Source organism: Paraburkholderia sp. BL23I1N1 (genome assembly GCF_003610295.1).
Taxonomy (GTDB): Bacteria; Pseudomonadota; Gammaproteobacteria; order Burkholderiales; family Burkholderiaceae; genus Paraburkholderia.
In genome coordinates, this window is the sequence record NZ_RAPV01000001.1 from 6,400,287 (window position 1) to 6,423,536 (window position 23,250).

The 23,250-nt window shown below is 61.5% G+C and carries 21 protein-coding genes and 1 pseudogene; 7 read left to right on the forward strand and 15 right to left on the reverse strand.

Annotated features, from left to right (window positions below; translation table 11 throughout):
- Window positions 1–23: 23 nt before the first annotated feature.
- The 9 genes from B0G76_RS29950 to B0G76_RS29990 form a co-directional block, all read right to left on the reverse strand.
- Complete coding sequence (locus B0G76_RS29950; protein WP_120295676.1) at window positions 24–1,439, reverse strand: FAD-binding oxidoreductase; 1,416 nt, start codon at window positions 1,437–1,439, stop codon at window positions 24–26.
- Between the two features lie 19 nt (window positions 1,440–1,458).
- Window positions 1,459–1,863 (reverse strand): nuclear transport factor 2 family protein, encoded by a 405-nt coding sequence (locus tag B0G76_RS29955; protein ID WP_120295677.1) that lies wholly within the window; start codon window positions 1,861–1,863, stop codon window positions 1,459–1,461.
- 268 nt (window positions 1,864–2,131) lie between these two features.
- On the reverse strand, window positions 2,132–2,410 hold the full coding sequence (locus B0G76_RS44630; protein WP_120296914.1) for a GTP-binding protein: 279 nt from the start codon (window positions 2,408–2,410) through the stop codon (window positions 2,132–2,134).
- The gene (locus tag B0G76_RS29965; RefSeq protein WP_120295678.1) at window positions 2,326–3,096 is read right to left on the reverse strand and encodes a GTP-binding protein; all 771 of its coding nucleotides are present in this window, start codon (window positions 3,094–3,096) and stop codon (window positions 2,326–2,328) included. Before B0G76_RS29965 ends, B0G76_RS44630 begins: the two co-directional genes overlap by 85 nt.
- On the reverse strand, window positions 3,093–4,751 hold the full coding sequence (locus B0G76_RS29970; RefSeq protein WP_120295679.1) for an amidohydrolase: 1,659 nt from the start codon (window positions 4,749–4,751) through the stop codon (window positions 3,093–3,095). Before B0G76_RS29970 ends, B0G76_RS29965 begins: the two co-directional genes overlap by 4 nt.
- 38 nt (window positions 4,752–4,789) lie before the next feature.
- The gene (locus B0G76_RS29975) at window positions 4,790–6,175 is read right to left on the reverse strand and encodes a sodium:solute symporter (RefSeq protein ID WP_120295680.1); all 1,386 of its coding nucleotides are present in this window, start codon (window positions 6,173–6,175) and stop codon (window positions 4,790–4,792) included.
- A gap of 18 nt (window positions 6,176–6,193) precedes the next feature.
- Window positions 6,194–6,403: a DUF3311 domain-containing protein gene (locus tag B0G76_RS29980; RefSeq protein ID WP_120295681.1), complete on the reverse strand. Its 210-nt coding sequence runs from the start codon at window positions 6,401–6,403 to the stop codon at window positions 6,194–6,196.
- Window positions 6,404–6,670: 267 nt separating this feature from the next.
- Window positions 6,671–7,474, reverse strand: a complete 804-nt coding sequence (locus B0G76_RS29985) for a sulfite exporter TauE/SafE family protein (protein WP_120295682.1) — start codon at window positions 7,472–7,474, stop codon at window positions 6,671–6,673.
- Between the two features lie 150 nt (window positions 7,475–7,624).
- The gene (locus B0G76_RS29990; protein ID WP_120295683.1) at window positions 7,625–9,004 is read right to left on the reverse strand and encodes an MFS transporter; all 1,380 of its coding nucleotides are present in this window, start codon (window positions 9,002–9,004) and stop codon (window positions 7,625–7,627) included.
- A gap of 156 nt (window positions 9,005–9,160) precedes the next feature.
- Between B0G76_RS29990 and B0G76_RS29995 the strand changes: the two genes are divergently transcribed.
- Complete coding sequence (locus B0G76_RS29995) at window positions 9,161–9,874, forward strand: helix-turn-helix transcriptional regulator (protein WP_120295684.1); 714 nt, start codon at window positions 9,161–9,163, stop codon at window positions 9,872–9,874.
- Here the strand turns inward: B0G76_RS29995 and B0G76_RS30000 are convergent, their stop codons facing one another.
- The 4 genes from B0G76_RS30000 to B0G76_RS30015 all read right to left on the reverse strand — a co-directional run bounded on the left by B0G76_RS30000 (window position 9,875) and on the right by B0G76_RS30015 (window position 13,172).
- Window positions 9,875–10,717 carry a glycine betaine/L-proline ABC transporter ATP-binding protein gene (locus B0G76_RS30000; protein WP_120295685.1) on the reverse strand — a complete coding sequence of 281 codons (843 nt, stop codon included), beginning with the start codon at window positions 10,715–10,717 and terminating at the stop codon, window positions 9,875–9,877.
- Window positions 10,718–10,738: 21 nt separating this feature from the next.
- Window positions 10,739–11,716, reverse strand: coding sequence for a proline/glycine betaine ABC transporter permease (locus B0G76_RS30005; protein WP_120295686.1), 978 nt, complete (start codon window positions 11,714–11,716; stop codon window positions 10,739–10,741).
- Between the two features lie 105 nt (window positions 11,717–11,821).
- On the reverse strand, window positions 11,822–12,859 hold the full coding sequence (locus B0G76_RS30010) for an ABC transporter substrate-binding protein (RefSeq protein WP_120295687.1): 1,038 nt from the start codon (window positions 12,857–12,859) through the stop codon (window positions 11,822–11,824).
- 94 nt (window positions 12,860–12,953) lie between these two features.
- A complete protein-coding gene (locus tag B0G76_RS30015) occupies window positions 12,954–13,172 on the reverse strand; it encodes a hypothetical protein (protein ID WP_120295688.1) in 219 nt (72 codons plus the stop codon).
- A 489-nt stretch (window positions 13,173–13,661) separates the two neighbouring features.
- Between B0G76_RS30015 and B0G76_RS30025 the strand changes: the two genes are divergently transcribed.
- From B0G76_RS30025 to B0G76_RS30050, 5 genes and pseudogenes are all read left to right on the forward strand, one after another.
- Entirely contained in the window at window positions 13,662–14,576 is a 915-nt protein-coding gene (locus B0G76_RS30025) for a LysR substrate-binding domain-containing protein (protein WP_120295690.1), read from the forward strand.
- Window positions 14,577–15,300: 724 nt separating this feature from the next.
- Window positions 15,301–16,446: pseudogene (locus B0G76_RS30035) on the forward strand (porin).
- 152 nt (window positions 16,447–16,598) lie between these two features.
- Window positions 16,599–17,066: a MarR family winged helix-turn-helix transcriptional regulator gene (locus tag B0G76_RS30040; RefSeq protein ID WP_120295691.1), complete on the forward strand. Its 468-nt coding sequence runs from the start codon at window positions 16,599–16,601 to the stop codon at window positions 17,064–17,066.
- A 16-nt stretch (window positions 17,067–17,082) separates the two neighbouring features.
- Complete coding sequence (locus tag B0G76_RS30045; protein ID WP_120295692.1) at window positions 17,083–17,646, forward strand: isochorismatase family protein; 564 nt, start codon at window positions 17,083–17,085, stop codon at window positions 17,644–17,646.
- A gap of 52 nt (window positions 17,647–17,698) precedes the next feature.
- On the forward strand, window positions 17,699–19,039 hold the full coding sequence (locus B0G76_RS30050; protein ID WP_120295693.1) for an MFS transporter: 1,341 nt from the start codon (window positions 17,699–17,701) through the stop codon (window positions 19,037–19,039).
- Between the two features lie 26 nt (window positions 19,040–19,065).
- On the opposite strand, the gene B0G76_RS30055 is transcribed toward B0G76_RS30050, so the two are convergent.
- Both B0G76_RS30055 and B0G76_RS30060 read right to left on the reverse strand, forming a co-directional pair.
- The gene (locus B0G76_RS30055) at window positions 19,066–20,589 is read right to left on the reverse strand and encodes a CoA-acylating methylmalonate-semialdehyde dehydrogenase (RefSeq protein ID WP_120295694.1); all 1,524 of its coding nucleotides are present in this window, start codon (window positions 20,587–20,589) and stop codon (window positions 19,066–19,068) included.
- 324 nt (window positions 20,590–20,913) lie between these two features.
- On the reverse strand, window positions 20,914–21,993 hold the full coding sequence (locus B0G76_RS30060) for a hypothetical protein (protein WP_120295695.1): 1,080 nt from the start codon (window positions 21,991–21,993) through the stop codon (window positions 20,914–20,916).
- Window positions 21,994–22,308: 315 nt separating this feature from the next.
- Here B0G76_RS30060 and B0G76_RS30065 point away from each other — a divergent pair, with 315 nt between their 5' ends.
- Window positions 22,309–23,214, forward strand: a complete 906-nt coding sequence (locus B0G76_RS30065; RefSeq protein WP_120295696.1) for a LysR family transcriptional regulator — start codon at window positions 22,309–22,311, stop codon at window positions 23,212–23,214.
- The last annotated feature ends 36 nt before the right edge of the window (window positions 23,215–23,250 follow it).

The following is a 23,250-nucleotide window of genomic DNA, read 5'->3' on the forward strand; positions in this document are numbered from 1 at the left end:
GTGGCGCGGCACGCGGAGCGCGTTCAAGGTTTTTCGTCGCGCCGGAAATACAATTGGTAGAGCATCCGTTGCCCGATGCGGCGGAACGGTGCGAACGGATGGCCGGGCAACGGCGACGTGAAGATCGGCAGCGTCTGCTTCGACCCTTTGCCCGCAATCCGTTCAGCGAGGCGGCGCCCCGCCTGCTGGGAATATGACACACCGTTGCCACCGTAGCCCAGTGCGTAAAACACCGACTGCTTCGGATCCGGCTGACACACGCGCGGCATCATGTCGTGGCTTACGTCCACCCAGCCCCACCACGAATAGTCGATCTGGACACCACGCAGAACCGGGAACTTGCGGCCCATCCCTTCGACGAGCAACTCGTAGTGACGCGGATTCGGCGCATCCGCACCGGTGATCGCGCTACGGCTGCCGATCTGCAGCCGGTTGTCCGGCAGGAAGCGATAGTAGAAACGCAAGGTACGTGTATCGGTGAGCACCTGCGTCGTTCGAAAATTGCAGGCGGCGATTTCCTGCTGCGTGAGCGGACGCGTCACCATCGAATTCGACAGGATCGGCATCACACGGCTCGTCAGCGAAGGATGCAGGTCCGGCGCCGTATAAGCGCCGGTCGCGATACCCACGGACCGAGCCCGCACGATGCCGCCCGGCGTGCGCAAATGATGAATGCCGTTGATGGTTTCCCAGCCGATCACCGGGCTCGCCGGATGAACGCGCGCACCCGCTTCGCGCGCCAGCCGCAGATAGCCGTAGGCTAGTTTCAACGCATGAATGCCGATGCCTTCGGGCTCGTGGAGCGCGCCGGCCGCCTCGCAATCGTTGACGTACTCACGGCGCAACGTGGCCTGGTCGATCAGCTCGGACGGGTAGCCAAAAACGTCTTTCCACACTTTGGCCTCGGCGGCGAGTTTGGCCATCATGCGCGGCCGGTGCGCAATCAGAAAGTGGCCGCCGGGTTGCGGATCGCAATCGATTTCCGCTACCAGCGCTTTGAAGTTGTCGAAGCCTTCCTGGATCTCGTCGTGCATTTTCAGCGCGACATCTTTACCCCAACGCTCGATCCATTGTGAACGCGACAGACGTCCCGACGCATTCTGCCCTTGCCCACCGTTGCGGCTGCTGCAGCCCCAACTGGTTTTGTTGGCCTCGAGCACCACCGCCTTGATACCGTGATCGCGCGCGAGACACAGCGCCGTTGCGAGCCCGGTGTACCCCGCGCCGATGATCGCCACGTCCACGTCGATATCTTTCGTGATCGGACCATCGTCGGGCGGCGGCGTGCCGGCGGTCGCGGCCCAGTAGGTGGGTGCGTATTGCTTGCCATGACCGGGTCCCGGCGAGACCAGGGGGTCGTATCTCGGGTCGTACTGCGTTGCGCTGTCCCGCCCTGCGGACAACCCTTCGCCGACCCGTGTGATGACACTTTGCTCCATGTGAAGCTCCTCGTCGGCGTCAAACGTTCTGCTTCGGGCGTTCCTTACGGAACGCGCGCTTGACGGCGATCAGACCGTCGCGGAACTCGAACAGATCGCACCCTTCCGCTTCGATGCGCCAGCCTTCCGCATGCGTCCCCGTGAACACCCACTCGGACACGCCGCGCTCTCCGATGACGTAATGTCGGCCGTCACCCCAATGCGCGTCCGGGAAAGTCCTGAAGACCGTTTCGAATGCTGCGCGCACCGCGTCGCGGCCGACGAAGCGCGCTCCATACACTTCGCTTCCGCCGGCTGCGTCGAACACACAGTCTTCGGTCATGAAGCCCATCAGCGCGTTTGCATCGTGACGGTTGAACGCGTCGGAAAATGCGGCGAGTGTCTCCGCGGTAACCTTCGACGCGGACGTTTCCATTGTGGCCATGCATGTCTCCTGCTTGGTGAATTGGGTGTGACTCGTGAGCTTGCCTAAGCGGCGATCTCTTAGGAAAAGTGTAAGTTTGGTGTCCGCTCGACGGTAGGGCCAGTGCGCTGGTTTCGCCTGGTGCAGCGAGTGTCGGGAACAGGCGGATTGACTGGCCTCGAACCTTTTTTGGGTGCAGGCCGTTGGTGTGCGTGGTGCGCTTCGTGCGACCAGTACGCTTAATTAGCGCCATTGGCACGATGAGCGCGTCACTTGCGCGAGGTGGGTGTTAGTTCAGCGCTTGCGTGCTTTCGAGGCAACGCTTGATCGCATGCTCGTCTTCGTCAGTGAAACGGCCGATCAGGACGATCGTCGATTCGGCCGTTGCGTGGCCCGCGAATGGCGTGATGAGGAAGCGGCCACCCACCACATGAAGTTCCTGCGGCGAGGCATCCTGATCCAGCCAGACGATGCCCTTCGCTCTCAGCAGCGTGGAGGACAGGTCGCGAAGCGCTGCTCTGAGTTTTTTCTGTCCAGCGGGAAGTCCGAGCGGAAAGAAAAACTGCAGATATCCAGATGCCGGTTCGACACGCCCTCCTTCGTGACACCAAGCCCACCCGCGCGGTGGCGAGGCACCACACTCGCGTCGAAGATCAACGCCGGCGGTATCTGCCCATTGACTGCTTCGACCAGAATGGACGTAGTCGCGAGCGACAACACCGCTGCCGTTGCCGCGCCCTTTTCCTGCCCGGTCACGAGGTCGGTCTTGGTGAGCACGAGCGCGGTTGCGCCCGTGATTTGCCGGCGCACAATATCGCCGACGTACGGGTCGAGCAAGGTTGCGCCAATGCGCTCGGCGTCGACCGCGACGATAATCCCAACCAGCCTGAAGGCCCGGTCGAGCAGCCCGATCTGCGCGATTTTCACAGGATCGGAAACGCCGCTCGCTTCGATGATCAACAACTCGGGACGCTCGGGCCGCGCGCTGATTTTCACGAGTGCGTCGACGAGCCGCCCGCCGATCGAGCAGCAGATGCACCCGTTCTCCAGATTGATGACGTCGTCGGTGCGTTCACGGATCAATGCGGCGTCGATATTGATATCGCCGAAATCGTTGACCAGTACCGCTATGCGGCGCTGCCCCGCCATCGACAGCACCTGGTTGAGCATGGTCGTCTTTCCCGCGCCCAGATAACCGCCAAGCACCACCAGCGCAATGGGCGGCGGAGCAGTCGACTGAGCCGCTGCGTTCATTTTTTTGCCGGCGACTGAAACACGCGCCCGCCCAGCACCGTGCCCCACACTTCGACGTCTTTCAGCTGATCCGGCGCGACCTCGGTTGGATCGTCCTCCAGCACGGCGAAGTCCGCGAATTTGCCCACCTCGATGCTGCCGATCAGATGGTCCATCTTGAGCGTATAGGCCGCGCCCAGCGTGATCGCGCGCAACGCATCCGCCACGGGGATGCACTCGCCAGCACCCAGCACGCGACCGCTTGCGGTCTTGCGCTGCACCGCGCACCAGGCGGTGAAATGCGGTCTCAACTGCGTGATCGGCGCATCCGAATGAAAGGCAAAGGGAATGCCCAGACGCCGCGCCGTTCCCGCCGCATTCATCCGGTTCGCGCGATCGGGGCCCATGGTCTGCGCGTAGTGGGCGTCGCCCCAGTAGTAGATATGGTTGGAGAAAAAGTTGATGCACATGCCGAGTTTCGCCGCGCGCGCCAACTGGCTCGCATCGGCCATCTGACAGTGCTGCAGCGTGTGGCGGTGGTCGCTTCGCGGGCAGGCGTCGAGCATCTTCTCGACGACGTTCAATACGACTTCGGTGGCTTCGTCTCCGTTGGTATGAATATGGAGTTGCAGCCCGGCCCGGTGGAACGGCGTGAACACCTCCTCCAACTGGCCAGGCGGAATCAGCCACAACCCGTTCGGCTGCCCGCCGACATAACCCGGCCACTTCAGCCGTGCCGTAAAGCCCTGAATCGACCCATCGACGATGAATTTGACCGGGCCGAACGTCAATTTTTCCGTGCTGTCGCCGATCGCCGACAGCACTCTTTCGGCGCCGCCGTCGGGGCTTCGCTGCGGCGCAAACGCGGGCACGATCCTGACCGGATACTGCGGGTCGGCCGTGACTTCGCGCAGGTTGCGATTGCCCAACGCCGACAGATCGTTCACCAGGTCCGTCGCGGTGGTCACGCCGGCGAGTTGCGCGACCTTGCCGAAATTCCAGATGGCCGCTTTCTTTTCGCTCGCCGCAATGGAAAGCTGGCTGCCGATCACTTCGTACACCGGGAACATGGCGGCGAATTCCTGCAGTTCGCCGGTCGGCTGGCCCTCCTCGTCTTTGTCGATCCCGTCGATGTCGGTGTTCTCGTCGATCCCAGCGAGCGCCAGCATAGCGGTGTTGACGTTCATCAGGTGCACGCTCGCGTGCAGCACGACAATCGGCCGGCGAGCCGACACGGTATCGAGTTCCTTGACCGACAGGCGGCTCGTGCCGAAGAAAATCGGATCGAAGCCCCACGCGAGCAGCGGCGCCGCCGCGTCCGTCATGGCGCGTTGCGCTTCGGCGAGCCGCGCGATCACTTCATCCAGCGTTCTCAGGCCTCGCCACAACGTGCCGTCGGGGCCGCGGCGGTCGTAGTAGCCGAGATACACGGCGTCCCACATGGCGCCTTCCATCAGATGGCAATGCCCTTCCACGAGACCCGGCATCAACACCTTGTTCTCAAACGTGTCGACGATCTCAACCTCGCCCCACCGGCTGACGTCCTCCAGATTGCCGACCGAGAGAATCTTGCCGTCTCGCACGGCCACATGCGTGGCGTGCGGTTGAGACGGATTCATCGTCAGAATCTTTCTGGCGGAGAAAACGGTGATGGGACCTCGTTCAATCGAATTCATAGTTAAGTGTTCTCTGATTCAGGAGGCAGGCCGAACGTTCAGGACAGCGCATGCACCGGCTTGCGCTTCCAGCCATGGTTCAACACGGCGGTGACCGCGATATTGATCACGAGACACAACAAGCCCAGATTGAATCCACCGAGATCGGCATGAAGGATATAGAGGATGATCGCGAGGATCTGGCCGGTCAGAATACCTGTTGCAACGGCGGCCGGTTTGACTCGAAGCGAAAACAGAATGACCATCACGCCCGGAAAGAACTGGGTCACGCCGTAGTACGCGGTATTGATCAGCGTGAGCATCAGATTCGGCGTCAAGAGGGTCATCACGATCGAGACCAGCAGGTAGACCACGATCACCATTTTCGCGGTGGCTTTCTGCTTGTTCTCCGGCATCTTCGGCAACAGATTGCGCGTCACGATCGGGCCGATGGCGAGACAGATTCCCGTCAGCACCAACAAACCGGATAGCGAGGCGCCGGCCGCGACCAGACCCAGCAGCCAGCCCGGCAACAACCGGATCGCCGCGGCAAAGAACGCTTCATTCGGCGACGCGAGGTGCAGGTTCTGACTGATCGCATAGTACGAGGCAATCACCAGAAACGGATACATCAGCATGTACAGCGGCATCGCGACCTGGGTGCGCCGGATCGTATTCGGACTGGTGGCCGTGAAGAAAACCTGCACGGCGAACGGCATCACGTAGAACCCTAACGACTGGAACAGCATGGTGCTCATTGAAAACGTCAGTTGGCTGGCGTTCATGCTGTTGCTGACGTGCAGGCTCGCGGCGTGAAAGACTTCCGTGACGCCGGATTCCCATGCGACCGCGATCCCGGTGATCACAATCGCCACGACCATCAACACGTCTTTCAGGATCGCAATGTACGCTGACGCCCGCACCCCGGAAATGGCGATGTAGGTGAATGCCAGCACCGCGGAAATCAGGATCAGATAGAGCGGCTGGAAGTTCCAGCCGAGGCCTTTGAACGCGGCAACGAGCCCCGTGAATTGCAACTCGCCCCACGGCAGCAGGAACAGGATCGCCGATCCGGCGACGATCAGTTCCAACGCGCGGCTGCCGTAATGGCCTTTGAACAGATCGGGCAGCGTAATGGCGTTGTAGCGCTTGCCGGCCTCCCAGATTTTCGGTCCGATGAAATAGCCGACGGGATACGCCAGCAGAATGTATCCCAGGAACCAGACCCCATACGTGGGCCCCTTGGCATAGATGCCGCCCGGAAAGCCGATCATCGTGCCGATGCTGTAGATTTCGCCCGCGGCGAGGAAGAAGACCAGATACGCGCCGAACTGACGGGACGCGACAAAGAAGTCATGAACGCTTTGTGCGCCATGCCCTTTTTTGGACCGTATCGCCAGATACAGCGAGAAGAGAATCAAACCGAGAAAGACAACGGTGGACATCAGGGCTCTCCTGCTGCGTCAGTGGGTTTGCGGATTTGCATCGTCCGCGCGGCGATCGAACAGACGCCAGCACACCTGCAGGCAGAGCGACGTCAGGATGAACCACGCGAAAATCCACGCATAGATGAAGGGCACGCCCAGGACGAATCGATCGACAGAAGCGACCCAGGGCAGCAGGCCGATCACGCCGATGTAGGGGATGCCGATCCCAATCAAGAACTTGAGCATGAAGTCTCCGTCTGCGTTTCGTGGTCGATGAAATCGTCTCTGCTGAATCCGCCCGCCATTGGGGAACCAACCCGGGTGACGGGGGCCGCGGCGAGCGGATAGGGCACGAGGGCCATAGCAGACGAATTCAGTATCGGTGGCCGAAAATGCACCTGACTAGTACCAGCGATAATAAATCGCCTGGTCCACATGCGGGACGCTGAGCGGGTATTGCACCCGCTCGCGCGAACGTCTCAGAGGATGTTCGCAGGTTATTTTTACCTGCTTTTACGCGACCAGGGCGACCAGCCCGGAACACAGCAGCAAAGCGCTCACGAGATGTTCGACCCGGCGCACCGGCACGCGCCGGCCGAGGCGCTCTCCCACGGCGACGCCGAGCACGAACACCGGCACGAGCAGGACCAGCGAACCGAGCTGGGGCGTGTGAACCCGATGCTCGGCCACCAGAAGGGCCACCACGCCCACGTAGAGCACCGCGAAATACGCGAGGAGATTGGCGCGCAGCGCAGCGCCCTGGCCCACGCCGTTGAGGTAGTAGACGGCCGGCGGACCGCCGATACCGCCTAGCGCGGTCAGCGCGCCGCTCATGGCGCCTGCCGTGAAGGTCGGCCGCCAGCCGCTATCGTGAAGCCAGCGCCAACCGCGCATGTGCATCACCGTGGAGGCAAGAACGGCGAGCGCGACGATCCGGCGAAGCTCCACCGCGTTCTCGCTGGCCATCCACAGGGTTGTGACTGCCGTGCAAGCCATTGCGACCAAGGCGAGTGGAATCACCGTGCGCCAGCGCACCGCGCTCGCCCAGCTGCGCACGCCTTGCAGCGAGGTCGCAAAATGGATCAGGACGATCAGGACGCCGGCTTCGGGCACGGGAATCAACAGCCCAAACAAGGGCGCCATGACGAGCGCGCCGCCGAATCCGGTCAGGCCTTTTGCCATGCCCGCCACCAGGGTCACCAGGGCCAGACATCCCAGGATGGAAGGGGTATCGGCAACATTCATGAGTCGTGTATTCGCAAAAAAAACGGAGAATCGAAGGTCAAATCGATTGCTGCGCTCCGCGCACGACGACATCTTCAGGAAAGGGCCGGTATCCTCGCAGCATTCCGAACGCGCGCGTAGTGCCAGTGGCGTCCTTTCGATGGTGCCAGCCGGGATTCGCGCCCCGACTGCCTCGTGATTGAGCGGCCCGTTTTCGGTTGAATACGCTTAGGCTGAACACGCTTAACAGGCATCGCTGCCCGCGTAACGCGCCGCCACGGCCAACGCGACACCCCAGACCAGCGCGGCCAGCAGCGACAAGCCGATCGCCAGATGGACCGCCACGCGAATCCCTGCGTCGAGGGGCTGGATCGCGCTCATCAACGCCCCGAAGATCGCGACCCCAATTGCGGAGCCGGTCTGCCGGCTCGCGTTGAGCACGCCCGCCGCGACGCCGGCACGCGCCTTGTCCACCGCCGTCATCACCGCGGCGGTCGCCGCCGGCGTAATCACCCCCGCGCCAAAGCCGACAGCGGGAAAGCACAGCGCAATCCGCCAATACGGCGCATCGTCCGCGAGCGCGGCGAGGCCGGCGAAACCCAGCGCATACAGCAGGAAGCCGCCGCAAACGAGCCGGTGCGCGCCATACGCCCTGTTCAATGCACCGGATGCGAAGCTGCCGATCGCCACCATCACCGTCAACGGCAAAAATGCCAGGCCAGTCTGCAACGGCGACCATCCGCGAGCCGACTGGAAGTACAGGCTCAGCAGAAAAAACAGGCCATAGAACACCAGGCCGGAAATCAGCGTAGCAAACGCGGATGCGGAAAACACCGGACTCCGAAAGAAGTGCAAAGGCAGCATCGGCTGTTTGCGTTTTGTCTCGACCAACACGAATGCAATCCATGCGACGAGCGCAACCACAGCGCCCGCTCGTATCGCGCCCGCGTGCCACCCGAACTTGGCGCCCTCGATCAATACGGCGACCGACGCGCCAAGCGCCACGATCGCGAGCACCTGCCCGGCGATATCCATTGGCCTGTCCGACGCCGCCGGGCGCACCGAATCGACGCGCGTCGTCAGCCAGGCGCCGATCAAGGCGATCGGCACATTCACCAGGAAAATGCTTCGCCAGCCGAGCAGATGAATCAGCAGACCACCGGCGAGCGGCCCCGCCGCCATCGCGATGCCACCGCATCCGGCCCATATGCCGATCGCGCCAGCCCGCTGCCGCGCAACCGGAAAAGCATGATTGATCAGGGTCAGCGAACATGGCACCAGGCACGCCGCGCCGACGCCCTGCGCGATCCGCGCGGCAACCAGAATCCGCAAATCCGGCGCCAATCCGCATAACGCCGACGCGCAGGCGAAAATCAGCAATCCGGCGAGATAAACGGTCTTCGCACCGATCCGGTCGCCGAGTGCGCCACCGCTCAGCAGCAAGCTGGCAAGGGTCAGCGTATAGGCGTTGACCACCCATTGCAGGCCACTGATATCCGAGCCCAGACTGGCGGCAATGGGCTCCAGCGCGACGTTTACGATCGATGTATCCAGGATGACAATGACGTAGCTGAGGCTCGTCGCGATCAATACCCGTTTCTGATATTCATGTTCAGTGTTCACGCGTTCCAGCCTCTGGTTACCGGTTCGACGTTGACTATAAGTCGGCCTGCACAGAGAATGCTTCGGGCTGTATCGAAGTGTCAGTGCGAACAAACGAACGGTTTTTCACCTGCCAACAGTCATCAAACGCGCGTCAATGAAGGACGGTGCAAATCAATGGGTCAGCACAATATTTCGAGCGTGGCGCACCTGATCGCCGAGCCGGTTCGTTCGGTGATGCTGATCACGCTCGCGGACGGCCGCGCCCTGTCGGCGAGCGCGCTTGCGCAAGCGGCGGGCGTCACGGCGCAGACCGCCAGTTCGCACCTGGCCAAGCTGCTCGACGGCGGCTTGCTGAGTGTGGAGAGCAAAGGCCGGTATCGCTATTACCGGCTAGCCGGGCCGCACGTTTCGCGCGTGCTCGAAAGCCTCGCGTCTGTCGGGCCGGTCACCCCGGCCTGGCGCACTACGCCGAGCCGCCCCGCTCAGGCGCTGCGATTCGCGCGCTGCTGTTACGACCACCTGGCGGGTCAGATCGGCGTCGCGGTGACGCAAGGCATGCTCACGCGGGGCTTCATCGTTGAAGCCGGCGAGCGCGAATACGCACTCACCGCGTCAGGCTGCGAGTGGCTGCGGCAGCTCGGTATCGATATGGGGGATCCGGCGTTCGAGCGGGCGGGCCATGCCCGCCAATGTCTGGACTGGACCGAGCGGCAATATCACGTCGCGGGGCCGTTAGGCGCCCGTCTGATGGACGCGTTCATTGCGTGGGGCTGGATGCGCAAGTCGCCCACCGCGCGCTCGGTGACCGTCACGGCACTCGGCTGGGAAGGCCTCGCGCAACATTTCGGCATGGTGCGCGAGGCTTGCCAGGCTTGCGAGGTGGGTTAATCAATCCTGGGCTACGCCGGCCGAGCCGCGATCCGGGCGGCGCTCGACAAAGCGCCTCACGTAGTCGTCCGCGGGGCGCGTCAGAATCTCGTTGGGCGTCCCCTCCTGCACGAGCTTGCCGTCGCGCAAGATCGCAATGCGATTGCCGATCCGCAGCGCCTCATCGAGATCGTGCGTGATGAACACGATGGTCTTCTTCAGCGTCGCCTGCAGTTGCAGCAACTGGTCCTGCATTTCCGTGCGAATCAGCGGGTCGAGCGCGGAGAATGCTTCGTCCATCAGCAGCACGTCGGTATCCGCGGCAAGCGCGCGGGCCAGCCCGACCCGCTGACGCATGCCGCCGGATAACTCGTCCGGATAGTGTTCGTCGTAACCATTCAGGCCCACCTTGCCGAGCCAGGTTTTGGCTTTCTCATGGGCCTCCGGCTTGCTCTCGCCGCGCACCCGCAGCGCATACGCCGTATTGTCGAGCACGGTTTGATGCGGCAGCAGTCCGAAATTCTGGAACACCATGCTGACCTTGTAGCGGCGCAGCTCACGCAGGCCTTGCGGGTCGAGCTTGATGACGTCCGAACCATCGATCACGATTTCGCCCGAGGTCGGCTCGATCAGGCGGTTGAAATGCCGGACCAGGGTCGACTTGCCTGAGCCGGACAGTCCCATGATCACGAAGATTTCGCCGGCGCCAATATGCAAGCTGACGTCGTTCAGACCGACATTGCAACCGGTCTGGGCGAGCACATCGGCTTTGCCCTTGCCGCTTCGCAACAGGTCGAGCACGCGCGCATGACTGGTGGGCGGCCCGAACAGCTTGTACACGTGGTTGACTTCAATTGCTGCCATGACGCTCTCCTGTTACTCCTGTTACTTGGCCGCGCGGGTTTCGAGGCCGCTTTCACCCGCCGCTGTTTCATTCGTATTCGTGCTGCTCGTGCTGCTCGTACGATAGGGAATGCGCGAAGCCGCTTTGGCCTTTTTGCGCTGCGCGAACAGACGCCGCGTGCGGCGGTCCTGGCCATAGCCCTGGCTGATGCGGTCGATCACGATCGCGAGAATCACGATGGCGATACCCGCCTGGGTTCCCTTGCCCACATCGAGCGTCTGAATGCCGGCCAGCACATCTTCGCCAAGCCCGCGCGAACCGATCATCGAGGCGATCACCACCATCGAGAGCGCCATCATCGTGGTCTGGTTGATGCCGGCCATGATGCTGGGCCTCGCCAGCGGCATCTGCACGTTCACCAGCAACTGCCAGCGCGTCGTGCCGAAAGCGCGCGCCGCCTCGACCACCTCGCTATCCACATGACGAATGCCGAGATCGGTCAGGCGAATCAGCGGCGGCAGCGCATAGATGATCGTGGCGAGAATCGCCGGCACCTTGCCGAGGCCGAACAGCATCAACACCGGAATCAGATAGACGAAGCTGGGCAGCGTTTGCATGACGTCGAGCGTCGGCAGAAGCACGCGTCGCAGCCATGCGCTGCGCGAGGTCAGGATGCCGAGCGGCACGCCGAGCGAGACCGACAGCACGGTCGCCACGAGCATCAACGCGAGGGTCTGCATCAGCTTTTCCCACAGGCCGAAGCAACCGATCGCATAGAGCAGCAGCATGAAGAAGCCGGCAACGGTCAGGCGTCGCGTCGCATTCCACGTCACCGCGCCGACCGCCAGCAGGATCAGCCAGGGCGGCACGGCGCGCAGGCCACCTTCGAGTGGCACGAGCACATAGCGCAAAAGCACGATGCTGAACTGGTGGAAGCTGTCGCCATAGCGGGTAACGAACGATTGCACGGCGTCGTTCACCCAATCGGCAATCGAAAGATGCAGAAAAAACGAATGCATAACCCATCCTCCACTACAAATGGACAGCAGGCTCTACGACACCTGCTGCCCGGCACGAAGCCGCAAGGCCTCGTGCCGTCGAAATCCGCCTGACGTTACCGACTGTCAGGCGCCTGCAAGTGCCGCCTGCACTTTCGACGCGACGTCGGCAGGCACCCATTGCTTCCACATCTCCGGATGCGCGCGCAGGAATTGCGTGGCCATGGCAGAGCCGTCGAGTTTCTTCGTGCTCATTTCGAGGATCGTGCTGCTCAGGAAGTCCATCGGGAACTTGACCTTGCCGAGCATCGTCATGAGTTGCGGGTCGGCGTCGTAGAACGGTGTGGAGACGCCCACGGTGACATGCGAGACCATGTACGAGGAGGCGCATTGCGAGGTGCTGCTTTCGTCGCGCAACGTCTTCCAGCACGCGTCGTTATAAGCCGGCATCTTGAGTTCGACAAACTTGTACTTGGCCATCAGCGCGGCCGGGCCCCAGTAATAGAACACGATCGGCGCGCCGCGCTGGTACGCGGACGCGATCGCTGCGTCGAGCGCGGCGCCCGTGCCCGGGTGGAAGTTGGTGTAGCTCGCATCGAGCTTCAGCACCTTCAGCAAACGTGTGTTGACCCGTTCGCAATCCCAACCCGTCGGGCAGTTGAGGAAGCGGCCCTTGTCCGGTTCCTCGTCATCCGCGAATACGCTCTTGAACTTAGGCAGGTCGGTCACCGAAACGAGGCCCGCAGCGACCGGCTTGATACCGCGCGCGGGATCCCCTTTCACCACGTATTCCGGCACGAACCAGCCTTCCTTCGTGCCGCCGGGCAAGGTGTCGCCGACCAGCTTCACGCTGCCCGCGGCCACGGCCTTCGCAGTGATCTCGCTGCGCCCGGTCCATTGTTCAGCCCACACCTGCACGTCGTTGTGCGCGAGCGCGGTTTCAGTGGCCGCCGTACTGCCAGGTATGACATCCGTCTTGCAACCGTAGCCCTTCTCCAGAATCTGCCGCAGCACCTCGGTCGCGAACGAGCCGCTTTCCCAGGTAATGCCCGCGAAATGCACTGTCTTGCCTTGCGCGCACCAGCTATCCGCAGCGTGCGCGCTGGCGCCCGTCAAAGCCATGGCGGCAGCGCACAGTACTACCCGAAGTTGTCTCAATTGCATTGTCTTTCACCCTTGGAGCATTGAATTGTAATAAGTTGGCATGCGCGAGAGGCCGACCCTCTTCCTCACATGCCGGTGAGGACACGCCCTGCGCTCAAGCGAGCAGGCGCTTCTCGAACGGATAGTCGGACAGCCGTTCCACGCCGCTGTCATCGCGTACAACCACCTGCTCGTCCAGCTTGACGCTTTCATCTTCGTCTTCATGACGGAAAAAGCTTTTGATGCATTGCGTCATGCCGGGCTCGATTACGCTGTCATTACTTGTCGCGTCGTTGTCCTCGTAATCGACGATGTACGGGTATTCACCGATCACGCCGGCACCCTGCGCGAGCGTGAAATAACGGCGCGTTGGTGGGAACCGGGAATCTTCCAGGCCTGGCCGACGAACGCCTGAAAGCTTGTGCCGACGCGCACGTTCTCCATGCCAGATGCACCCGTTCATTCGCGAGCTTGTAGAAAGTGTTCTGCGCCGCGGTTGCGGGACCGTCGCCGCACAGGAGGTTACGCGAGACGCACGCGTATTTCCAGACGCGCGCTTCACGCAGGCAAGCGGCAACGAAGCGCTTTATCGCGTGAGCGACATAGTTGCGGCGCACAATCAGATCGACCGGAATCATGTCGCGGGTGACGATGTCGCTCAAATCGTTGCATACAGCATCGGCAAGAGGAAAACGACGTGACAAGACGGGTCTCCGGATAGGGGTTCGGACTGATTTGTGGCGGAGGTGTTTTCGACAACAATCACCTCTCTAACACCCCTATGTTTTGATCGCCAAATTTCTTTGGAAAGCGAGTAATTCCGATGGCTTCCATCAGCGGACCCGATTGGTCGAAACTGAGTTCTCTGGATCCCGAGCTAGTGCGGGCTTTCGTTGCTGTTGTCGATAGCGGCGGCTTCACTGCGGCGTCGAAATTGCTGCACCGCACCCAATCGACTATCAGCCTGCGAATCCGCACGCTGGAGGACCGGTTGGAAACGCACATGTTTCTACGTAACAGCCGGCGGCTGGCGTTGTCGCGCGATGGCGAGAATTTTTTGATTCACGCGCGGCGGATTATTCAGGTGCAGAACGAGGCGATTGCCGCGTTGAACCGGAGTAGCAGCGATGGCGTGATCCGGTTTGGCCTGCCTGAAGATTATGCTGAACTGTGGTTGCCCGAGTTGCTTAAAAAATTCTATGCGCTGCGCCCGGGCGCGCGGCCGCATATTCATTGCCGGATGTCGCTTGAGTTGCTCGAGCGGTTGCAGGCTGGAGAGCTGGATCTGGCTTTAGTGGTAAGGCACGGGTCGCAGACCAGTGGGCGGCATCTCGGACGTCAGGAAGTGGTGTGGGCCGCGCATCAGGATTTTGATTTGAAACCTGGGGCGCCGGTGCCGCTTGCGCTGTTTCCAGAGACTTGCTGTTATCGGCAACGAGGGCTTGAAGCGCTCGCCGCGCTTGATCGGCCATATCAGGTTGTTTATACGAGTCAGAGTCCTACGGGGATCAGGGTTGCCGTTAATCATGGGGCGGCAGTGACGATTATCGATCGGCGGACTTTGCCGGATCACTGGCGGGTGCTGGGGGTTCAGGATGGGATGCCGACTATGCCTTCGGCGGATCTTGAGTTGCACCGGGCGTCGGTTTGCCGGGATCCGGCGGTGGATGTGCTGGCAGGGTTGATTGAGGAGATGGTGGAGGGGCGGGGGCATAGGGTTGTGGCGGTTGCTGCTTAGGTTTTGGTGTTTGTTTTGTGGTGGGCGTTTTTGATGTCTGTCTGTCTGTCTGTCTGTCTGTCTGTCTGTCTGTCTGTCTGTCTGTCTGTCTGTCTGTCTGTCTGTCTGTCTGTCTGTCTGTCTGTCTGTCTGTCTGTCTGTCTGTCTGTCTGTCTGTCTGTCTGTCTGTCTGTCTGCGGCGTTGGCCTTTCCTTGTTTTGTTAGTGGTCTATTAGCGTCGCCCCTGTGCGGGGCGGCACCTACTTCTCTTTGCCGGCCGCAAAGAGAGAGGCAAGAGAAAGCGGCTCACACCGCCAATTCTTAAGCGGGTCCCCCGCGCAGTCGCGGTAGTGGTGCATCTGGAATCTGTGTTCTCGCACATTCCGCGTGAGTGACAAAGGCGTCATACCTCCGGCGGCGCTGCGCGCGCCGATGCGCACTTCTTAAAACCGTTTGTCGCCCTCCCTTATCTCGGCTTGTTTTGCCTGGTCGCTTCTCGCGTCAACTCGATTGATTTGTTTTGTCTTGCCTGGGCTCGTCTCGCCTTCTGCGTTGTTTGCCCTCCTTCCCTACTCGCGCAATTCTGATCGCGGACGTTCCTTGATTCGGTTGCCGCTTCTTCCAAATAACACTCCATCGGCGTTTCCGATTGATGCCATCAGAATTCCTCGCTTTGCAAAAAGTATTGGCCGGAAAATCATGCGCAAGCTACCTGCTAAAACATTCAAAACATCATGGAGATCTTATGAAGAAGAAAATCCTCGCTATCGCCCTGGCCAGCGCCGCCGCTTCCCCCGTGTTTGCACAAAGCAGCGTAACGCTCTACGGAGTCATCGACGAAGGTATCGACTACACGAATAACGTCGGGCACGGTAGCGTCGTGGAACTCGCAAGCGGTTACGCCCAAGGCAGCCGCTGAGGCATGAAAGGCTCGGAAGATCTCGGCGGCGGACTCAAGGCAATCTTTCAACTCGAAAATGGCTTCGACCTGAACTCCGGTCGTCTAAATCAAGGCGGCCGCATGTTCGGTCGGCAAGCCTACGTAGGCCTGACCAGCGACCGCTTCGGTACCGTTACCCTGGGCCGTCAATACGATTCAGTAGTCGACTACCTCGCGCAAACCACCGCCAACGGCAATTGGGCAGGCTATCTGTTCGCCCACCCGTATGACAACGACAACACGGATAACTCGTTTCGCGTAGACAACACCATCAAATACGCCAGCCCGGAAATCTCAGGCTTCCAGTTCGGCGGCACGTATAGCTTCAGCAACGATACGAATTTCGCCAACAACCGTCAGTACAGCTTCGGTGCTCAATACGCAAACGGCGGTCTGCTCGTCGCTGCGGCCTATTTGCAAGCGAATAATCCTGGCGTCGGTTCGAACGGCGCCATCACCGCGAACGACGCAAGCTTCATCGCCGGCCGTATGCGCGTGTTCGGCGGCGGTATCAACTACACGTTCGGCTCGGCAACCGTCGGCTTCGCCTACACCAACTCGAACTACAAAGACCCCACCGGCAACGGCTATATCGGCATCCCGCTCGCCGCGAACGGCGTCCAGCTGAATACGCTGAAATACCAGAACTTCGAATTGAACGGCAAATACCAGATCACACCCGCGTTCTTCGTCGGCGCGCAGTACGTCTACACGATGGAAACATACGACGCCTCGACAGGCAGCGTAAAACCCAAAATCCACTCGGTCGGGCTGATGGCGGACTACAACCTGTCCAAACGCACAGACGTCTACGTTCAGGGCGAATATCAGAAGGTCGCCGGCAACTCGACCAACTCAATTCTCGACGACGCATTCATCCCCGGCACGCAGTCTCCCTCGTCGACGCAAAATCAGGTCGTAGCGCGCGTGGCACTTCGCCACAAGTTCTAAACAGCACATCACCACGAGCCTCGCTTCACCAAGATCACCCAAGCGAAAATACGGAATGCGCGGCCCGCCCCGCATTCCGCTGCCCACTCCGTCAACTTGACTCCCGGCAGATGTGAAGGTAACCTGCGAAGGTAACCTTCACATCTGCCGGTATGTCCAGCAACGACACTCAGCCCACCAGGCCCCCTTCCGACCCCGACGCCCTGCATGCAACGGCAGAGGACCTGCGCGTCCTCGTCGGCAAATTGCGCCGCCGCATGCGCGAAGAAGCGCATCTGGGCGATTTCACGCCGTCGCAGGTGCAGGTGCTCCATCTGCTGGAACGCGAAGGTCCCGCCACGGTCACTACGCTCGCACGCGTCCAGGGTATGCGCCCGCAATCCATGGGCGAGACGCTTTCGGTTTTGAAAGCAGCCGGACTCGTGAACGGCGCACCGGACCCGAATGACGGGCGGCAAACCGTTCTCTCTCTTACGCCCGCGTTCCGCAAGAAGGTCAAGGCAAGCCGCGCGGCGCGCGAAGACTGGCTATTCCGTACGATCCAGACCCGCTTCTCAGCCGCCGAACAGAAACAGCTCGCGATCGGCGTCGACTTGCTCAAACGCCTCATCGACTCGTAATGTCAAGGAAAACATCATGGCCCTCACCACGCTCGACGCAAAGACCGCCTTGGTCGTCATCGATTTGCAGCGCGGCATCGTCGCGCTGCCCACCGCCCACCCCACCGGCGAGATCATCAAACGCTCCGCTGACCTGATCGACGCATTCCGTCGTCACGGTCTGCCCGTGGTGCTCGTCAACGTCACGGCCGGCGCGCCGGGCCGCGCGGAACAGTCGCGTCACACGGGCGATTTCCCCGCCGGTTTTGCGGACCTCGTACCCGAACTGAATCAGCAGCCTTCGGATCATCTGGTGAGCAAGCGCACCTGGGGCGCATTCACGAACACCGACCTCGAAGCGTATCTGCGCCAGCAAGGCGTCACGCAAGTGGTGCTGGTCGGCGTAGCAACCAGTATCGGCGTCGAGTCCACCGCGCGTTTCGCACACGAACTCGGCTTCAATGTCACGTTCGCAATCGACGCGATGACGGACATGAACCTCGACGCCCATACCAACAGCATCACGCGAATCTTCCCGCGCCTCGGCGAAACTGGCACGACGCAAGACGTCCTCGATCTGCTCGAAAAATCGCGCGCATGACCACTCGTTTTAACCGCCGCACGGTACGGATCGTCCACACGGAGATGTTGCGGTGAGCGGCACATTCCGTTCGCTGCGCACGTTCAACTACCGGGTCTGGGCCAGCGGCGCGATCGTCTCCAACATCGGCACATGGATGCAGCGCACGGCGCAAGACTGGCTCGTGCTCACGGAACTCACGCATCACAATGCAACGTCCGTGGGCATTGTGATGTCGCTGCAGTTCGGGCCGCAAATGCTCCTTCTGCCCCTAACCGGCTATGCAGCCGATCACTTCGACCGCCGCAAGCTGCTGTTCGCCACCCAGGCGGCAATGGGCACGCTGGCTTTGTGCCCCGGGCTTCTTACCGTAACCGGGCTCGTGCAGCTATGGCAGGTCTATGTGTTTGCGGGCTTGCTCGGCTGTGTCACCGCGTTCGATTCACCGGCGCGTCAAACCTTTGTCTCCGACCTGGTGAGAGAAGCCGATCTGTCGAACGCGGTCGCGCTGAACTCCACCTCGTTCAACGCGGCACGCATGATCGGGCCTGCCGTCGCGGGGCTGTTGATCGCCTCGGTGGGCACCGGCTGGGTGTTTCTGATCAACGCGCTCTCGTTCATCGCTGTGCTCGGTTCGCTGCGCATGCTGCGCATCAGCGAACTGAATTTGAAACCACGTGCGACACGCACGCGCGGCAGCTTCGTGGAAGGCTTCAAGTATGTGTGGACCCGTCCCGATCTGAAAGCCGCGCTGTTAATGATGTTTCTGATCGGTACGTTCGGGCTGAACTTCCCGATCTTCATCTCGACTATGTCGGTCACCGCCTTTCATGCGGGTGCGAGTCAATACGGCGTGCTGAGCTCAACCATGGCAATCGGTTCGGTAACCGGTGCGCTGCTCGCCGCACGCAGAGCGAAACCTCGCATGGCTCTTTTGCTCGGCGCAGCGGCGGTTTTTGGCGTGGGCTGCACGGTCGCCGCGCTAATGCCGAACTACGTATTGTTCGGCCTGGCACTCGTCGTGGTTGGCGTGGCGACACAGACGTTCAACACATCGACGAACAGCCTCGTGCAAATCTCCACCGAACCGGCCATGCGCGGCCGGGTCATCGCGATCCTGCTGGCCATCGCGCTAGGCGGCACGCCGCTCGGCGCGCCGGTGGTGGGCTGGGTCGCGGATCGTTTCGGCCCGCGTTGGGCGCTCGGCGTTGGCGCGGCATCGGGCTTCGCCGCGGCGATCGTCGGCTTGATCTATCTGGTGAGGTATCGTCAGTTGCGTGTGTATGTCGACGCGGGCCGGTTGCGCTATAGCATCGACGACCCGCGCCAGGCGCCGCCCTACGTCAGCGCGGCAACTGCGGTGCAGACTGCCGTGCTGAGCGAAGCGGAAGAAGATTCGTCCGCTGGAGTTTAGAGCGTATTTAAGGGCTACGTTGCTGCTTACTTCGCGACGGGCATCGTGAACTCGGCACCCTTCGCGATGCTGTCCGGCCAGCGCTGCATGATGCTCTTGTAGCGCGTGTAGAAACGCACGCCCTCTTCGCCGTACGCATGGTGATCGCCGAACAGCGAACGCTTCCAGCCGCCGAACGAGTGCCATGCCATCGGCACCGGAATCGGTACATTGATGCCGACCATGCCTACCTGAATCTGCCGGCCGAACGCGCGCGCCACGCCGCCGTCCGACGTGAAGAGCGACACGCCGTTACCGAACTCGTGCGCGTTGATCAACTCGACCGCGCTCGCGAAATCGGGCACGCGCACCACCGCCAACACCGGGCCGAAGATTTCTTCCTGATAGATCTTCATCTCCGTGCCAACCTGATCGAACAGCGTCCCGCCGATGAAGAACCCGGCTTCGTTCACGACCGGATGCGCACGGCCATCGACGATCAGTTTCGCGCCTTCCGCCACGCCCGAGTCGATATAGCCGGCCACCTTGGCCTTATGTTCGGCGGTAACCAACGGACCCATTTCGGCGTCGAGGTTTTCGCCGTTCTTGATCACCAGCGATTTCACGCGCGGCACCAGACGCTCGATCAGTTCATCGGCGACATTGCCCACCGCCACTGCGACCGAAATCGCCATGCAGCGCTCGCCTGCCGAACCGTAGGCGGCGCCGATGAGGGCGTCGACAGCCTGGTCCAGATCGGCATCAGGCATCACCACCAGATGACTCTTCGCGCCGCCGAGCGCCTGCACGCGCTTGCCGCGCTTCGACGCTTCCGTATAGATGTATTCGGCAATCGGCGTGGACCCGACAAACGACAGCGCCGCGACGTCCGGGTGTTCGATCAGCGCATCCACCGCCACCTTGTCGCCGTTCACGACGTTGAACACGCCATCGGGCAGACCGGCTTCCTTCAGCAGTTCGGCAATGCGCAACGACGCCGACGGGTCACGCTCCGAGGGCTTCAGCACGAACGTGTTGCCGCAAGCAAGCGCAACCGGGAACATCCACATCGGCACCATCACCGGGAAGTTGAACGGTGTGATACCGGCAACCACGCCCAGCGCCTGACGCAGATTCCAGTTGTCGATGCCGCCGCCGATCTGGTCGGTGAAATCGGTCTTCAGCAGGTTCGGAATGCCGCAAGCGAACTCGACGACTTCAATGCCGCGCACCACTTCGCCTTGCGCGTCCGTGAACACCTTGCCGTGTTCGCGCGTGATCAGCATGGCGAGTTCGTCGTGGTGCCGGTTCAGCAGTTCCTTGAACTTGAACAGGATGCGGGCGCGCTTGATTGGCGCGGTCTCGCTCCAGGCGGGAAAGGCGGCCTTGGCGGCCTTGACCGCGGCATCCACTTCCTCGACCGATGCCAGGGCAACCGAGCCGGTCACCTGACCCGTAGCGGGATTGAATACGTTCTTGAAACGGCCGCTCGCCGATGCAACCGGCGCGCCGCCAATGTGATGGCCCAACTGCTGCACCGACAAGTTCGCTTGTTCGTTCACTGCATTCATTTCGATACCTCGTGTTCGGGATAGACCGCTAGAGTTGATCCACAAACTGTATCGACGGTGCCGGTCATATTCCCGATACAGCACAATAAAACCGCGCCTCACTGTATTGTTTTTCGCACGGGAACTGTATTGGTTGGGAAGTCGCCGCAATATGCGCGGCTTTGCCACCGGCAGTGATCGGCCCGGCTGGTGGGCAGCGCTCCCGGCGGCCCGTTATAGCCGTTGGCTGCCGGCTACCGGCTACCGGCTACCGGCTACCGGCTACCGACATCATGCTGCGCGCAGGAGCGCGACGATTCGTATTGCCGCGTCCGTATCGACTCTTCAGCGCCATTGCTCGGTCAATTCGTTGGCCAGCACCATCTTCTCGCGGATGAGTTCGGCAAAGCCGGCGTCCGCTGCGCCCTGCGTCTTAAGGAATTTCAGCGCCGCGGAGTGAACTGCTCGCATTGACCGGCCGTCGATCCCGGCCATGCGCGCCGCGCTGCGGCGCGTTTCCTCGACCAGATCGCGCGCGCCGCTGAAGTCTGGCGACAAGCCGCTTTGCGCCTCGAACCCGGCGCGCAAGCCGGCTGCATAGTCGCGCGACTCTCCCAGCCGGTCGACGTCGATCGTCAGATCGACGCCGTCCGCCATGCGCAACGCACAGAGAATCCACAGCGCGACGAACGCCCGATACGCGTTGTTGCCCTCCGCCGTGCGCGCATAGTGCTCGCATGCGACGGCGTAAGCGTCATCCGAAGCCGGCACGGCAGGCGGCAATCTCACGCTGCAGATTTCGATGGCCTGCCGGACCAACGGGTCCGTCTGATTCAAACCCAGCACGCGAAACGGCGCGGCCACGAAGAACGGATTGCCCCATTGCTGATTGAGCAGCCACCCCGATGCAAACTGCGACGCGGGATTTCGCAGCACGGCCGCGTGCATGGCCTGCGGGAACGCGCGCTTGAGCCACGGCAACCGGCCAGACGACCGGCAAAACTTGAAGACAGGTACGCTGCCTTGTTCGGCGGTGTGTTCGCACAGATTGGCCAGATAGGCCTGCAATGCGGGGAATTCCGCGTCGGGCGCAGGTGAGAACCGGTCGATGCCGAAGCGCTTCCTGTATCCGGCCACGCCGCGCGCACACTCTTGCAGAAACGGCCGGTACTCTTCGAAATACGGCGCTGCGAGCGGAGGATGTCCAGAAGTCAAAGTGGGACGGGACGCTGAAACGTCCGCGAGGCTCAGATCGGCGAGCACGTTGCTGAACGGTTCATAGAATCCCGTCACGGAATCGAGTGCGCGCAGGCGCGACCAGACCCACGTGCCTGCGCTGCGCCAGCCCGTGTGCAGAAATACTCCCTGTTTCAGGGCACTTTGTTGCGAGCCTTCAGTTGGCCGGGAAGCTGGATCATTCGACATGCTGGTCAATCCGCTAGCGGCGCCTGAAGGGCCGCTCGACGGTCCATGTGACAACGGCATTGGACTTCTCTTCAAATGGAAGCGAAAACGATTCGACGGATGGCAGGTATTGATCCGCCCTGCCTGGCTCAAGCGCACACTTTAGCGGATCGAGCCGCCGGCTTTGTTAGGGACGTAGCAGTTTACCTTGCGATGCCGCCTCGCGTTCACTGACACGTGGCATCTGGCCGCCTTTAACCGGTTCATCCCGCCGCACTGGAACAGCGCATTCAAACACTTTAAGCTGCCAGACTTCCGAACTCAAAAGCTGCCGCCATGAACGACTCGGCCGATATCCGGTTTCTGCTGACCATCCGCGAAAGTGGCAGCCTGATCGCCGCGGCGCGAAAACTGGCCCTGTCGCCCTCGGCGGTGACCCAGCGCCTGCAACAACTCGAAAAGAAGCTGGGTACGCAGCTGGTAAACCGCACGGCGCGCCGTTTGCAGTTCACGGAAGAAGGCACGCTCCTGTGCGAACGCGGCGCCGAACTGGTCCAGCAGTTCGACGCGCTGTTCGACGACTTGCAGACCCGCCGGGGCGGCCTGATCGGCACCCTGAAGATCAATGCGCCGCTGGGATTCGGCCGGCGCCACCTGGCGCCCGCCATCGCCGACTTCCAGCAACACAACCCGGATATCGACGTAGCGCTCACGCTGTCCGACCAGCCGTTGACCGAGACGATGGACCGCTTCGACATCGTTGTGCATATCGGCGAGTTGCCGGTATCGAATCTGGTCGGTTATACGATTGCACCGAATGCGCGCTTCGTATGCGCCGCGCCTTCGCTGTTCAGGCATCTTGGTCAACCGGACTCGCCGGAAGCATTGAGCAAGCTGCCGTGCATCGTGCTGCGCGAGAACAACGAGGATGTCTCGCTTTGGCAGTTCAGCAAGGGCCGTACGCGTCGCAGCGTGCGCGTTTCGTCGCATTTGAGCTGTAACGACGGCGACGTGATCCGCCAATGGGCTTGCGAAGGCCGCGGCGTGATCCTGCGCTCCGAATGGGATGTAGCCGACGACATCGCGAAGGGACGACTCGTGCGCTTGCTGCAAGGCTGGAAGGCGCCGGACGCAAACGTGATCGCGCTCACGCATCAGCGAGCCGGGTTGCCGGCCCGTACGCGGCATTTCATGCAGTATTTGCAGGGCAGATTCAGGCCGTTGCCGCCGTGGAGAAGATAGAAATTGAAACGTGACGGATCACGTCAAAAATCGACA

Bases quoted from the DNA above. Each gene is read 5' to 3' on its own strand.
- B0G76_RS29950 (WP_120295676.1), bottom strand. From the start codon at position 1,439: ATGGAGCAAAGTGTCATCACACGGGTCGGCGAAGGGTTGTCCGCAGGG.
- B0G76_RS29955 (WP_120295677.1), bottom strand. From the start codon at position 1,863: ATGGCCACAATGGAAACGTCCGCGTCGAAGGTTACCGCGGAGACACTC.
- B0G76_RS29965 (WP_120295678.1), bottom strand. From the start codon at position 3,096: ATGAACGCAGCGGCTCAGTCGACTGCTCCGCCGCCCATTGCGCTGGTG.
- B0G76_RS29970 (WP_120295679.1), bottom strand. From the start codon at position 4,751: ATGAATTCGATTGAACGAGGTCCCATCACCGTTTTCTCCGCCAGAAAG.
- B0G76_RS29975 (WP_120295680.1), bottom strand. From the start codon at position 6,175: ATGTCCACCGTTGTCTTTCTCGGTTTGATTCTCTTCTCGCTGTATCTG.
- B0G76_RS29980 (WP_120295681.1), bottom strand. From the start codon at position 6,403: ATGCTCAAGTTCTTGATTGGGATCGGCATCCCCTACATCGGCGTGATC.
- B0G76_RS29985 (WP_120295682.1), bottom strand. From the start codon at position 7,474: ATGTCGTCGTGCGCGGAGCGCAGCAATCGATTTGACCTTCGATTCTCC.
- B0G76_RS29995 (WP_120295684.1), top strand. From the start codon at position 9,161: ATGGGTCAGCACAATATTTCGAGCGTGGCGCACCTGATCGCCGAGCCG.
- B0G76_RS30000 (WP_120295685.1), bottom strand. From the start codon at position 10,717: ATGGCAGCAATTGAAGTCAACCACGTGTACAAGCTGTTCGGGCCGCCC.
- B0G76_RS30005 (WP_120295686.1), bottom strand. From the start codon at position 11,716: ATGCATTCGTTTTTTCTGCATCTTTCGATTGCCGATTGGGTGAACGAC.
- B0G76_RS30010 (WP_120295687.1), bottom strand. From the start codon at position 12,859: ATGCAATTGAGACAACTTCGGGTAGTACTGTGCGCTGCCGCCATGGCT.
- B0G76_RS30025 (WP_120295690.1), top strand. From the start codon at position 13,662: ATGGCTTCCATCAGCGGACCCGATTGGTCGAAACTGAGTTCTCTGGAT.
- B0G76_RS30040 (WP_120295691.1), top strand. From the start codon at position 16,599: ATGTCCAGCAACGACACTCAGCCCACCAGGCCCCCTTCCGACCCCGAC.
- B0G76_RS30045 (WP_120295692.1), top strand. From the start codon at position 17,083: ATGGCCCTCACCACGCTCGACGCAAAGACCGCCTTGGTCGTCATCGAT.
- B0G76_RS30055 (WP_120295694.1), bottom strand. From the start codon at position 20,589: ATGAATGCAGTGAACGAACAAGCGAACTTGTCGGTGCAGCAGTTGGGC.
- B0G76_RS30060 (WP_120295695.1), bottom strand. From the start codon at position 21,993: ATGTCGAATGATCCAGCTTCCCGGCCAACTGAAGGCTCGCAACAAAGT.
- B0G76_RS30065 (WP_120295696.1), top strand. From the start codon at position 22,309: ATGAACGACTCGGCCGATATCCGGTTTCTGCTGACCATCCGCGAAAGT.